Below are 15137 nucleotides of genomic sequence, written 5' to 3'. Positions count from 1 at the left end.
GTAATTCTCGGCTATTATGATTTATTGCTAAACTAGAAATATGAAAACTGAACAAATAGAAGGATTTTGTCTCTCACCACAACAAAAAAATCTGTGGTTATTACAACAGAAAAATCCTAGTTCCTATTACCGAACTCAAGGTGCATTTTTAATAAAAGGGGCATTAGAAAAAGAACGGTTAACTAAGGCTTTACAAAATACAGTTAAACTTCAAGAAATTCTGCGGACAACTTTTTATCAATTACCTGAAATGGATGTTCCCCTACAAGTAATTGGGGATAATGATTTGATTTCTCTTGAACAGTATGACTTGCAACAAATTTCTTCATTAAAGCAATTAGAGAAACTAGAAACGATTTTTCAGTCAATGTTGCAGCAACCATTTAATCTGCAAAAATCACCTATTTTGCAATTGTCTTGGGTGCAGTTATCCCCTGATGAATTAATTTTAATTATTAGTTTACCGGGATTATGTAGCGATCGCTTTTCTTTACATCATTTAATGACGGAAATAAGTAATACTTATGCAAAAATGGAAAGGGATGAAGAGGATAATGAACCTTTTCAATATGTAGATTTTTCTGAATGGCAAAATGAGTTATTAAATGGGGAAGAAACGGAAGAAGGAAGAGACTATTGGCAGCAAGAAAAATTACTTTTTAATACTTCCTTGAAGCTACCACTATCAAGTTCAAATAATAAAAAATTAACAACTAATTTTGACACAAATTTATTGTTTTTGAATTTGGATGATGAAGTAAACCAAAAGATCAAAAAAGTTGCTCATCAATATAATATTTCACTTCAAGACTTTTTTCTCAGTTGCTTTTTAATATTACTGGGAAGAATGACCAATCAATCAGAGGTAAGTCTGGAATTAGGGTCTGATAATCGTCAATATGAAGAATTAGGGCAAAGTATTGGATTGATGACCAAATATTTACCCCTATCAACTACTTTAGATTCTTCCTTGAATTTTGCCACTTTCTGTCAAGAAATTTCTCAAAAATCCCAAGAATTAGCAAAATGGCAAGACTATTTTACTCCACAAATCGCAGAATTCGTTGGCAATGGAATTAGTTTTGAAACTGATTTACAAATTAATAAAACAATTACTGTAGCTGGCATAAGTTGGTCATTGTTTAAAGAGTTTTCCTGTCTTCAAGCTCACAAATTAAATGTCTGTTGCGTTCAATATTCTAACCAACTTGAAATTGAATTTCACTATAATGTTAATTGTTTTGAAGTAGAAGTAATCGAAGGTTGGCTGAAACATTATCACATATTATTAATTAACGCAGCAGAAAACCCTACTCAAAGGATAGAAGACTTAGATATTCTCGGCGATGAAGAAAAAGAACAGATTTTATTCCAGTTTAATTCCAGTTTAAGCAGCGATTCCCTGGCAAATACCTTTCACCGGAACTGTGTTCATCATCTAATTGAAACCCAAGCACAACAAAACCCACAACAAATTGCAGTGGTGGGTGAAGGTCAAACATTAACCTATCATCAGCTTAATGCTCGTGCTAATCAGTTAGCTCGTCATTTGCAAAAATTAGGTGTACAACCGGATGATCGAGTGGGAATTTGTGTCGGGCGATCGCCGTTGATGATAGTGGGATTATTAGGAATTTTGAAAGCGGGAGGTGCTTATGTACCTCTAGACCCAGTTTTACCCCAAGAACGACTCAAATTTATGTTAGAAGATTCTCAAGCTGAGATTCTCATCACCAAAGACTATCTTACCTCCATAATTCCTGCTTATTTAGGAAAAATAGTCGTTTTAGAAAGAGATAGAGAGGCGATCGTACAACAGAGTGAAACCAATATAAATACTGATGTAAGACCCCAAAATTTAGCCTACGCGATCTATACTTCTGGTTCCACAGGAACTCCAAAAGGAGTGGCGATCGAACATCGGCAACTGTTGAACTATATTCAGGGAATTACACCACGTCTCAATTTGCCATCGGGAGCAAATTATGCACTAATTTCCACTTTTGCAGCAGATTTAGGTAATACAGTCATTTTTCCCGCTTTATGTGGGGGCGGTTCTTTACATATTATTTCTCAAGAACATACGACAGATCCAACTGCTTTAGGTGATTATTTCGCCAAACAGGGAGGAATTGACTGTTTAAAGATTGTTCCTAGTCATTTGCGAGCTTTAATGACTGAAATTACTAATCCAGTTCAAATTCTCCCCAAAAAATGCTTAGTCTTGGGAGGAGAAACTACACCCTGGGAATTGGTGGAACAGGTGCAAAAATTTACTCCAAATTGCCAGATTATTAATCATTATGGACCAACAGAAGCAACAGTAGGGGTTCTCATTTATAAAGTAACACAAGCATCTCAGAATATAGGAGCAGCTACTGTTCCATTGGGTCGTCCCTTGCCTAATACACAAATTTTCTTGCTCGATAAGCAATTACGCCCGGTTCCGGTTGGGTTTCCTGGTGAGTTATATATCGGAGGGGATAATTTAGCGCGGGGTTATCTAAATCAATCTTCTTTAAAGCAAGATCGTTTTCAAACTAATCCTTTTAATCAGAAATTAAGCGTTAAAGTCAAAAATCACAAATTAAAACTCAAAATTACGAGAGGACAATGGTTTAATAGAGAGGCTAAATTTAAGATTAAAACTAAAGAACTCGAAAGTTTAGAACCGAAAAAACGGAAATTTAGCTTTTCAGAACGGCTATATCGTACAGGAGATTTAGCGCGTTATCTTCCAGACGGGAATATTGAATTTTTAGGGCGAATTGACAATCAGGTAAAATTGCATGGTTTTCGCATTGAGTTAGGCGAAATCGAAACCCGCTTAAACAACCATCCTTCTGTGAGGGAAACAGTAGTGCTACTCTCAGAAAAAAATACTGAATACAAGCGTTTGGTTGCTTATGTTGTTCCCAGAGTAAGACCTGCTCCCAAAGTCTCAGAATTGCGCCATTATTTACAGGAAACCTTACCGGAATTTATGATTCCCTCAAGGTTTGTGTTCTTGAATCGTTTTCCTTTAAACCCCAATGGGAAATTAGATCGACGAAAGTTACTTGATGCAGAAACAACTGATCCCAGATTAGAAACTTCTTATATAGCTCCTAAAACACACCAAGAGAAAATTTTAGCGAAAATCTGGGCTGATGTTCTTAATGTTGAACAGGTAGGAATAGAGGATAATTTCTTTGAGTTGGGAGGGGATTCAATTCTGAGTATTCAGATTGTTGCTAGAGCTAAAGCAGCAGGATTAGGATTTAAACCAATTCAACTATTTCAGCATTCAACCATTACAGACTTGTTAAAAGTTATCCAGACAGTAGAATTTAAGCCACAAGCAGGAGAAACTAGGGGGCAAGTTCCTTTAACACCGATACAACACTGGTTTTTTGAGCAATCTCTCCCTAATCCCCACCACTGGAATATGTCTATTCTTCTGGAAACTCCCCCTCAGTTACAACAGGAACATTTGGAGACGGCGATTCAACACTTAATTGAACACCACGATACCTTAAGACTGTCTTTTGAGTTAGGGGAAGTTGGCTGGATACAAAGCTATGGGGAGGTTGGGGAAAAAATATCTTGTGTTAAGGTGGATCTCTCTGAAGTTGGCGATCGCGAACTTTCTGAGATTTTAGCAGTAGAAGGCACGAAACATCAAAGTAGTTTAAATTTAGCCGCGCCACCCTTACTTAGGTTCGTCTGGTTTGACTTAGGAAAAGAACGCACTGGACGTTTATTAGCGATCATACACCATTTACTTATGGATGGGGTTTCTTGGCGCATTTGGTTAGAGGATTTTCGGACTGCTTACACGCAACTACAACAGAGAAATGCGGGGTTCGAGTTACCCAAGAAAACTACATCCTTTAAGTATTGGGCGCAAAAATTAACTGATTATGCTCAATCGGATACCCTTGTGCAAGAATTAGACTATTGGTTAGCTCAACGTCAACCTTTCCCGTCTTCCCTTCCTCAAACCCCATCTACTGATTTAAATTCCGTTGTATCTACAGAAACAGTTACAGTCTTTTTGGAGACTACCGAAACTCAAGTCGCATTACATAAAGTCTCCCGACTTCATCATACGCAAATGAACGAGTTGCTACTTTGTGGGTTACTCCAAACCTGCCAACGATGGACAGGAGAAAACCACTTATTGGTAGAATTAGAAGGACATGGTAGAGAGGATATGTTTGAGGATGTGGATATCTCCCGCAGTTTAGGCTGGTTTACCACTCGTTTTCCTCTGTTATTATCCTGTGAGGCATCAGTTTCACCATCTCAGGCGTTACAAGTAGTTAAAGAAACCCTACGACAGATTCCCAATCGGGGTATTGGTTATGGTGTCTTACGCTATCTGAGTCAGCGCCCAGAAATTCGAGAAAAGTTAAGCCGTTTACCTCAAGCAGAAGTTTGTTTTAATTATGTAGGACAATTTACTCAAGAAAACTCAATTTTTCCTTTGTCGATGGAAAATCGAGGAAGAGAAAAGAGTGGGATCGGAAAACACACACCCAGCATTACCATTGATGCGATGGTGATTGAAGGTCGTACTCGGTTGGAATGGAACTACAATCCCGATTTATATCAACGGGAAACTATTGAAACTTTGGCGGATGATTTCATCAAGTCCCTCAAAACCCTGATTAATGAATGTCTCGAAAGTGAGAGAAGTTATGCTCCCTCTGACTTCCCCTTAGCTAACTTAACTCAGTCTCAACTAGATAGCATTAGTCAAGAGTTTAGTAACATTGCGGATATTTATCCCCTCTCTCCTCTGCAACAAGGGTTACTTTTTCACAGTCTCTACAGTGCAGAATCTAATCTATACTGTCAACAAAAAGTCTTCACCCTCGCTGCCTCCTTAAATCAAGTAGCCTTTCGACAAGCTTGGGAAATAGTTATTAATCGTCACGATAGTCTCAAAACTGCCTTTATTTGGGAGAAATTAGCTACTCCTCTGCAAGTAGTACGATCGGCGATCGCTTTACCTTGGCGCGAGGAAAACTGGTGTCATTTATCCTCTCCTCAGCAAGAGGAAGAATTAGCTAATTATCTGAAAAACGATTTAGAGCAAGGATTTTCTCTTTCTAATGCACCTTTAATGAGAATGGCTTTATTTCAAGTATCTAAGGCTCAATATTACCTCGTTTGGAGTCATCATCATCTTCTGTTAGATGGTTGGTGTAATGGGATAATTATGCAAGAAGTCTTCAAGGTTTATCAAACTTTGTGTGATGGTAAAGAGCCAAATTTACCCCCTAGTCCACCTTATAAGAATTATATTGCTTGGTTAAACCAGAAAAATGAAGTTGCAGCTCAAAATTTCTGGAAACAAGCTCTAAAAGGTGTAAAAGCGCCGACAAAATGGGGAATTGAACAAACAGTTAGGGCATTAAATGGCGATCGCCGAGAATACTGTCAGGAAGAGTTGCAACTTTCAGCAGAGACTACAACAAACTTAAACACTTGGGCAAAATCCCATCATTTAACTATAAATAGTTTAATACAGGGAAGTTTTGCCCTGTTATTGAGTCGTTATAGTGGAGAAGATGATGTTATTTTTGGCACTACGGTTTCCGGGAGACCTCCAGAACTGTCTGGGGTAGAGTCTATGGTAGGATTGTTAATTAATACCGTACCAGTAAGAATTATTGTCGATCCTGATGCGTCTTTACTCGACTGGTTACAACAGCTTCAACAGCAACAGATAGAGCGACTGGAATATCAGTATAATTCCTTGGTGCAGATTCAACAATGGAGTGATGTAGCACAGGGAAACCAGTTATTTGAAAGTTTTATCGCAGTGGAAAATTACCCTATACCGATATCATTAGGGGAGGGTAAGCTCAAAATTTTGGAAGTACGCTCTTTTTCTCGTACTAATTATCCCCTTAGTGTCACCGTTGAGTTAGATTCGAGTCTGTTGGTAGTGATGACTTACGATCCAGAGCTATTTAAGGTTATGGCGATTCGCCAACTTCTCCAGCAGTTACAAAATCTCATGGAAAATTTATCCCATTATGCTAGCGATCGCCTCTCACAAATTCCCTTAACTTCAACTCAAGAAACCCGAAAGTTACTGGATAGTTTTAATGCGGAACTTGATTGAATCAGCTCAAAAAAAGACTGTCCGCTTCCATTTTATAGTTTTGTCTGATGATGATGCAAATTATAGCTAAGAAAGAGTTGGCTCTTGACAATTACTGATAATGAATCTAAGACTACCAGGACTAAAGCCATGCGAACCCAGAAACCCGGTTTCTCGTAGATGCTTATTAGACTTCTCCAGAAAAGAGGGAGTAGGGAGTAGGGAGTAGGGAGTAGGAGAAAAGAATTGATGGTTTCTGCCCGGTAATTGATTTTATTTTTTATTTTTGGAGATGTCTATTGTCAAAAACAATGATTTACTTTCTTAACCGGGTTTCTTTGCGTAAGTCCTGACTAGGAAATGTTTTTCTAACTATTCCCTGTTCCCTGTTCCCTGTTCCCTGCTATACAAGTTTTTAGCTCCATTAATATTAATTGCTCAAAACTTAAAACAATACCTATGAAATATCCTCCTATTCACACTTGGTTTTCTGAGACAGCTAAACAGTTTGGTGAACAAATTGCTCTCTTTTGTGGTGAGCAACAAATAACCTACAAACAACTTGAGGAAAAAAGTAATAATCTAGCTAATTTTCTCATTCTAAATGATCTTAAAAAGATCACTTTGTTTACATAATTACTGATGATACGATCGCTATTATCACAGCAATTTTAGCGACTTTAAAAGCGGGGGGAGTTTTTGTTCCCTTGAGTCATAAAATCCCTGGCGAAAAACTCAAAAATATACTGTTACAAATTCCTCCAAATTGGCTAATTGCCGATCATTCGGTGGTGGGTATTCTTGAATCCCTCGATCTGTCTCAAAATCTCCAAGTTATTGTTAATAAAAATCCCGATTTTATTACCTCACTTAAAAACAATAAGACAAAAGAATATCAAGACTTTTGGAATCCTGAATCAGTTAATATAGAGCGAGAACTTGATGAAATGTGTTATCTCTATTTTACATCAGGTTCAACGGGAACACCCAAGGCTATTACTGGTAGGTTGAAAGCAATTTCTCATTTTATTGACTGGGAAATTAATACTCTAAAAATTGAACAGGGTTTTCGAGTCAGTCAACTAATAAATCCTGCTTTTGACGCCTTTTTGAGAGATATTTTTGTTCCTTTGTGTTCAGGGGGAGTAGTTTGTATTCCTGAAAATCTAGAAACAATTATTGATGGAAGAAAACTTGTAAATTGGATCGATAAACAACAAATTAATCTGATTCATTGTGTTCCTTCTTTATTCCGTTCTTTGCTACTGCCAGAATCTCCACCGAACCAATTTTCAGCACTAAAATATATTTTATTGTCCGGGGAACCATTGTTACAAGCTGATGTTGAACGCTGGATTCAGCGTTATGGAAAACGCATCCAATTGGTTAATCTTTATGGTGCCTCGGAAACAACTATGACTAAATTTTTCTACCTTGTTAAACCTTCAGATGGAGAGAAAAAAACAATTCCTATTGGTAAACCAATGCCAGGTAGCACAGCCATTATTGTTGACAAAGCTGGTAAAGTTTGCCCTCCAGGTATGGTAGGAGAAATTTATATCCGAACTCCCTATAGAACCTTGGGTTATTATCAGCAACCTGAATTAACAAAAGAAGTTTTTATTCAAAATCCTTTTAGCGATAAAATCAATGATATTGTTTATAAAACAGGGGATTTAGGAAGAATTCTTGCTGATGGGAATTTTGAATATCTAGGCCGTAAAGATCGACAGGTAAAAATTCGAGGTATTCGCATTGAATTAGCCGAAATTGAAAATACACTACAGCAGCATCCTCTAATTAGAGAAAGTGTAGTTTTAGCTTGGAAAGATCGACAAGAAAATCTCTATCTTTGTGCTTATTTAATAGGAACCAAAACCTTAGATACTAGCGAAATTAGGGAATTTTTATTAGATAGATTGCCAGAAGCTATGATTCCAACTATATTTCAGCAACTCGAAAGTTTCCCCAAGACTGTTAGTGGAAAGATAGATAGGCGATCGCTACCTGAACCCCAACTCCAACAACAAAACCGTCCCTTAATTGCACCGCGAACCCCCATAGAAGTAGAATTAGTCAAAATTTGGCAAAAAGTCTTAGATGTGACTCCCATCAGTATTGAGGACAACTTCTTTGCTTTGGGAGGGCATTCTTTGTTAATCACTCAGTTAATGTCCAGTATTGATTTAGGATTTCAAATTAAAATTCCTATAAAAACTTTATTTGAGTCTCCTACCTTAACTAAGATGGCAGATTCAATTGACACCTTAATCTGGCTACAAAAAAGCTCTGCAACTAATGTTACAGGGACTGACATCATGGAGGAGGGAGAACTGTGAATTTAATAGACTTATTATCTCAAATACGTCGCCTTAATATCAAACTCTGGCTTGAGGGCGAGCGTCTGCGATATAGCGCACCTTCAGATACCTTAACTCCAGAATTAAAAGCTAATTTAGTTGAAAATAAAGCAGAAATAATTCAATTTTTACGTCAAAATGCTGCTCAAAAAGGTGAAACATCCCCAGACTTACAACCTATCAAAAAAATTGCCCGCCCTGAGAAACTTCCCCTCTCTTTTGCCCAACAACGGTTGTGGTTTTTAGAACAATTAAACCCTAATACCAGTGTCTATAATATGCCTGGGGTGCTGCAACTTGAAGGGAAGTTAGACTGTCCCTCTTTGGAAAATAGTCTCAATCAGATCGTAAAGCGCCATGAAATTTTTCGCACAGTCTTTACAGTTGAAGACGGAAACCCCATTCAAGTCATTATTCCTGAATTAAGCATTACTCTAAGGAAAATTGACCTCACAAACCTGTCTATTTCTGAGCGTTCCATTCAAATTCAGCAATTAATTCAAGAAGAAGCGTCTCAACCCTTCGATTTAACCAAAGCTCCCTTATTGCGCCCCCTATTACTCCAACTCACCCCCTCAGAGCATATTCTCAGTTTGGTCATTCATCATATTATCTTTGATGCTTGGTCAATGGATGTACTAATCAAAGAATTAACCACACTTTATTCCGCTTTTAAAAGACAAAAACTCTCATCCCTACCAGAATTACCGCTTCAGTATGCGGATTTCGCTATTTGGCAACGCCAAACCTTGTCAGAGGAACGTTTAGCCTCTCAGCTCGCCTATTGGAAACAACAATTAGGAGATCCCTTACCCATCTTACAACTTCCGAGTGATTATCCTCGTCCTCTAGTTCCTAGCTTTCAAGGTCACCGTTATCCCTTTCGTTTATCAGTATCTTTAGCGGAAAAACTGAAAACCTTGAGCCAGAAACAAGGGGTAACTCTGTTTATGCTTTTGTTGGCAGCTTATTTAACCTTACTCTATCGTTATACAGAGGAAACCGATCTGTTAGTAGGAACAGCGATCGCTGGCAGAACAGACCCTAATTTAGCGCCGCTGTTTGGCTGTTTTGTGAACACCCTTGTCCTCAGAAACAATTTATCTGGCAATCCTTCCTTTGTTACTCTGTTAGAACGAGTTAAACAGGTCGCCCTAGAGAGCTATAATTATCAGGATGTTCCCTTTGAGCAATTAGTAGAAGCCTTACAACCACACAGAAATCTCAGCCATTCTCCGTTATTTCAGGTGGGATTTGCGTTTTATCCAGAACCGAGGGAAGAATTAAGCTTAGAGGGATTGACCGTTACTCCATTAAACTTTGATAGCAGTACCTCTAAACTAGATTTAACTCTATCTTTAAGACCCAACGGTAAGGAATTACAAGGTTGGATCGAGTATAGCCGGGATTTATTTACAGAAGCGACAATTATTCGGTTATTAGGTCACTGGGAAAATCTGCTAGAAGGAATTACAGCTAATCCTCAACAGTCACTTGATAAGTTACCTTTGTTAACTCCAAGGGAACAAAAACAACTCCTGTGGGAGTGGAATCAGACGGCTCGAGATTATCCCCAACAACGGTGTATTCACCAACAATTTGAACGTCAAGCAAGAGAAACTCCCGACGCGATCACTTTAGAATTTGAAGGGCAAACTCTAACTTATGCCCAATTAAATCAAAAAGCGAACCAACTAGCTCATTATTTACAAAAACAAGGAGTTGCACCAGAGGTGAAGGTAGGGATTTATTTAAAGCGATCGCCTCTGATATTAATCGCCTTATTGGGTGTTTTCAAAGCAGGAGGAGCCTATATTCCCTTAGCTCCTGCTTATCCTCAAGAAAGATTAAGCTTTATGCTAGCAGATGGGGATGTATCCTTAGTGTTAACTCAGGATGGGTTAGATGCTTCTTTAGAGATGGTGGTGAACTTAGCACAGGAAAAATTCCCTCTTTCTCATCCACAAGTCTTGTGTCTTGATGCGTCCTTAGAAAGTTTAGCAAGAGAAAATCAAGACAACCCAGATTGTCAAATTCAACCTACTCATTTAGCTTATATTCTCTATACTTCCGGTTCTACAGGCAAACCCAAGGGAGTTGAAGTCGAACATCGAGGATTGCTCAATCTGGCGATCGCCCAAAGTCAAGCATTTCATGTTAACAAAGAAAGTCGGGTACTTCAATTTGCATCCTTTAATTTTGATGCGTCTGTCAGCGAAATTTTTATGACTTGGATCGCGGGGGGAACCCTTTGTTTAGTGAAATCAGAAACCTTATTAGTTGGAGAAACCTTAATTCGCTGTTTAGACGAATTAGAGATTACCGTTGTCACCTTACCTCCATCTGTCTTAGCTGTTCTTCCCACCGCTCAATTACCTCACTTAAAAAGTCTAATTCTCGCGGGGGAAACTCCTTCCCTAGATGTTGTCAAACGTTGGTCATCCAATCGGGAGCTTTTTAACGCTTACGGACCAACAGAAGCCACAGTCTGTGCTACCATCGGTAAATGGGAGCCGAGTCAATCTCCCCATCGCGTTTCCATCGGTCGTCCAATCGCCAATACTCAAGTCTATATTCTGGATCACCATCTTCAACCCGTTCCTGTGGGTATTCCCGGAGAAATGTATCTTGGGGGAGTCGGAATTGCTCGATGTTATCACAAAAAAGAGGATTTAACCACACAGTCTTTTATTCCCAATCCGTTTGCGGAGTCATCCTCAAAAAAATTATACAAAACCGGGGATTTAGCTCGTTACCTCCCAGACGGACAAATAGAGTTTTTAGGTCGTCGAGATCGTCAGGTTAAAATTAGGGGGTTTCGCCTAGAAATCCGAGAAATAGAAGCTATTTTAAACCAACATCCCCAAGTGTTAACCGGTATTGTGGAGTTAATCGTAGAGGGAGAGGAAAAAAGTTTAGTCGCTTATGTAGTATCTCCCGATCTAGAAACCTCAGATATTAGAGTTTATTTAAGGCAATATTTACCCGCTTATATGATTCCTGCCCAGTTTATTAAACTGGACTCCTTACCCTTAAATGCCAATGGAAAAATCGATCGCCGTGCTTTACCGAGTCCAAGTATTACTCAGTCGAGTGCAGACAGCGTACAACCAAGGGATAACGTCGAACTAGAACTATTAAACATTTGGGAAAACGTTCTCCGCCATCGACCGATTAGCATCACCGATAATTTTTTTGAAATTGGCGGTCATTCTCTGTTAGCTGTTCGTTTAATGGCACTGATTGAAGAACGGTTAGGAAGTATTCTCCCACTCTCCACCCTATTTCAAGAGGGAACCATTGAGAATTTAGCGACAATTATTCGTTCTGCACCTCAATCTCGTCCTTGGTCGCCCTTAGTCAGGATTAAAAATGGCAAATCCCAACAGCCTTTTTTCTGTGTTCATCCTATTGGTGGCAATGTTTTAGGATATGCGGATTTAGCCCGTCATTTAGCCCCGGAACAGTCCTTTTATGGCTTACAAGCACCAGGACTTGAAACCGGACAATCTCCTTACCAAAATATCCCCGATTTAGCGACTTACTATCTGGATGTATTAGCGCAAGTTTTTCCGAAGGAAACTCCTTACTGTTTAGGCGGTCATTCTTTTGGCGGATTGGTGGCTTTTGAAATGGCTCAACAAAGTCAACAGCGCGATCGAGCCGTGGCATTATTAGTCATTATGGATACACCAGCTCCTCTGAATGGTATTATCGATGAGGAAATTGATGACGCAATGTGGTTATTCAAGCGAGCGGAAGTGTTAGAGCGTTTTTTTTGCAAATCTCTCTATGTTTCTTTGGAGGAACTCGAAAAACTAGCTCCCCAGGAGCAATTTAATTACTTTTTAGGAAAATTGCGACAAGCTAATGTCATCCCTCCAGATGCAGGAGAATCCCTGATATGTTGTCTTCTGGCTCTGCAAAAAGCCTCTCATCAAGCCTTATTGAACTATATTCCCCAAATTTATGATGGAAAAATTACCCTACTGCAAGCATCTGAAACTGTAGCTACAGATAGGAGAGGCGTATTTGCTGAGAGTTTTACTAAACCAGCCTTGGGTTGGAGAGAATTAACCACACACCCGATCCAGATTTATGACGTTCCGGGCAATCACATTACCATGCTGACCCCCCCTCATGTCCTAACTTTAGCAAAAATTCTGCAATCCTGTCTTAGCCTCAGGGAGTGACAAGCAAAGCTCACGGGGTGACAAGCAGCTCACAGCTATTGTTGTATAAGGGTTTAAAGGATGTAACTGGAGTTTGGAGAGTGAAAAAAATCGGGGGAGATGACAATATATGGTAATATGGACAAATGTTTAATTACTCCGACCCGTTATCTACGGGCTCTACCAACTCAAAGTCGTACTACAGAGTATTAGTTTGATGATCTGGCATCGCCTACCCTCTCCTACTTCTTGCTGTTGCCACACCAGTTCCGCTAGAGTTACTTTGGACATTAGCTATAGGTCTTTTCGGTCTTTTGGGATATCTGGTGGCTTGAAATTCATCTCTCAAGTCCATCTGTAGTTCTTTCAAGCAGTATGGGTTGGACTTATTTCAAGAAGTGGTCTACATCAGATTTGCTCAAGTGGCTGTCAGGAAAGCTTTCAAGCACCGTGGCATTACAATACTAGGTTAATATGCTGGATTTTGTGGGAAGCGATCGCCTTTATCCAAAAGCAAGCGATCGCTTCCCACAAAAGTCAATCTATGCTACAGGCAACCTCACATCATTAGGAGTAGTAGTAGCCGTGTAAAAATAACTTGAACAATTTAAGCTATTGTTCTCGGCTTAATCATATAATTCCATTCACCATGAAAAAAGTCTGGCTCAATTCTAAGTAGCCGTGTAAAAATAACTTGAACAATTTAAGCTATTGGACTTTAGACAAAAAGAAAACAGTTAGCGTAAATATTACGCTAACTATATTAGAGAAATATTTCTCTGCTCACATCTTGCACCTGACAAGACAAAGTTCCAAACCGTGTTTATAAAACCAAGGATTTAGTAACTTTAATTTTTTGATAAGGGAAAGGAGTAAAATCTGAGGTAAGAGCAAAACTAAGGCTTTTTCGGCTGAATCATACCAATCTAAATCATCAAAATAACCATTATGTAAATAAATCCAATAAGCTAATAAATAAGAGACGAGAGAAAGAATTAACCAACGATAAACCCCTAATAAAGTTTTTTGTCCAAAACGATGGAGACTAAATTGATGTTTGGCCGTTTTAAAGAAACCTTCAATCTGCCATCTACGTTTTCCCCAACGGACGATAGTTTTTCCCTTCATAGGTTTAGTTGAAATAACAAATCGCTTAACTCTTTTTCCATCTCGTTTTAGCCAAACCCATGATAAGAAGACAGGAAAATTTAAGCCGTTTAGATAAACTTGTTGTCCACGAGTTTTTAGTTCAGACACTTTACGTCCATCAGTTAATTTTCTGGTATTAGGGATGCCAAGAATTCCATGATGATTAAAAGAACTGTCACGGAGTTTTTCAATGAATTTAATTGTCCCAAAGGCTGTATCTCCTAAAACATAAATTGGGAAAGATTTTGTCAAAATAGAAGGCAATGTATTCAGTAATTTTAAAGCCAGTTGAGAAGGTGATGAGGTTCCTTTGCCTCTATATACACGAAAACTCCAAGGAAATCGCCAATTACCTATAACTAAGTAAAGAACAACGATGTGTAAACCTTTTTTATGATTATAAACTCTAACTAATTCTTTTAGATGAACAAACTTCCCTACTTTTTCAAGAGTTGTTAAATCTAGAATAACTTGTAAAATGAGTTTTCGTCCTTTTATTCTTTCAGATAAAACTAAGTTGAGAATGAAAGAACGAACAGTGCGTATCAGAGAACGAGTTGACCAATTATAATGATTTAAGAAGCGACTAATAGCACTTTCTGATTTGGTTTGACAATGATGAGGAACAGCATTTCCTTGACTATGTAGAAACAAGCCTAAAACAGATTCTAGAGTTTCTTTTGATAAATTGTGGGCATTAATTCTTTTAAAGAGCAGAGTAATTCGTCAACTTGGGATAAAATGGGGTGAGGCAACATAGTTCTCTGTTTAAAATAGAGAACTATAATAACATATTCCATAATCAAAAAGCTCAAAAAATGGCTAAAATCAACAGTAATCTAGAAATAGCAGAGCGAGCAGACCGTATTAGAGAAGCTATAGCTGCTTTAAAACGTGAAAAATCAGAAATTGAAGCTTCAGGATGGGTTGCTCCTGCTGATTGTTATGTAGCACGGTATCAAGCCAAAGGGCAAAAATATCATTATTGGTATTATCAACTCAAAGGGTCTAGATCTGTTTTCCCAAAAAGTAATAAAAAAGGGGAATTTTCGCGTTTTAAACATTTAGGAAAAGCAGGAAGTCAAGCACATATAGATGGAGTGAATGCTGTGATTAGAAGAGGTAAAATTGAGCAATTAACTTCAGCTATCGAAGCACTTTATGAAAGTTGGTTAGATTTATATCCCGATGAAGAAAAAGCAGGTCATCGGGTAGAGTAAGATTAATTTACCCTCTGGTTTTTATTACTTCTTCATTATAGTTCTCTATTGAGAAGAGATAACTAACTCCCACCTCCGATCAGATAAGTATTTCAGTTATTGTTCTTCATATCAACTTTTGTTGGTGCAAGATGTGAGT

5 protein-coding genes and 1 pseudogene are annotated in these 15137 nt (G+C 38.4%); 5 read left to right on the top strand and 1 reads right to left on the bottom strand.

The window, feature by feature from the left end:
- Positions 1-40 precede the first annotated feature (40 nt).
- The 4 genes and pseudogenes from SAGCYANO_RS13195 to SAGCYANO_RS13185 all read left to right on the top strand — a co-directional run bounded on the left by SAGCYANO_RS13195 (position 41) and on the right by SAGCYANO_RS13185 (position 12650).
- Complete coding sequence (locus SAGCYANO_RS13195) at positions 41-6118, top strand: non-ribosomal peptide synthetase (RefSeq protein WP_202220504.1); 6078 nt, start codon at positions 41-43, stop codon at positions 6116-6118.
- Between the two features lie 608 nt (positions 6119-6726).
- A pseudogene (locus SAGCYANO_RS13190) lies at positions 6727-8073 on the top strand (amino acid adenylation domain-containing protein); the annotation flags it as partial.
- 12 nt (positions 8074-8085) lie between these two features.
- Complete coding sequence (locus tag SAGCYANO_RS48800) at positions 8086-8436, top strand: phosphopantetheine-binding protein (RefSeq protein WP_305081041.1); 351 nt, start codon at positions 8086-8088, stop codon at positions 8434-8436.
- Positions 8433-12650, top strand: coding sequence for a non-ribosomal peptide synthetase (locus SAGCYANO_RS13185; protein ID WP_202220502.1), 4218 nt, complete (start codon positions 8433-8435; stop codon positions 12648-12650). Before SAGCYANO_RS48800 ends, SAGCYANO_RS13185 begins: the two co-directional genes overlap by 4 nt.
- A 762-nt stretch (positions 12651-13412) precedes the next feature.
- Here the strand turns inward: SAGCYANO_RS13185 and SAGCYANO_RS13180 are convergent.
- The gene (locus tag SAGCYANO_RS13180; RefSeq protein WP_202218495.1) at positions 13413-14432 is read right to left on the bottom strand and encodes a transposase; all 1020 of its coding nucleotides are present in this window, start codon (positions 14430-14432) and stop codon (positions 13413-13415) included.
- Positions 14433-14596: 164 nt separating this feature from the next.
- Here SAGCYANO_RS13180 and SAGCYANO_RS13175 point away from each other — a divergent pair, with 164 nt between their 5' ends.
- Entirely contained in the window at positions 14597-14998 is a 402-nt protein-coding gene (locus tag SAGCYANO_RS13175; RefSeq protein ID WP_202218494.1) for a hypothetical protein, read from the top strand.
- Positions 14999-15137: the final 139 nt, after the last annotated feature.

This window comes from Okeania sp. KiyG1, assembly GCF_014132355.1.
Lineage (GTDB): Bacteria > Cyanobacteriota > Cyanobacteriia > Cyanobacteriales > Microcoleaceae > Okeania.
Note: the sequence above shows the minus strand (reverse complement) of the source record. Positions and strands in the feature narration are given on the sequence as shown.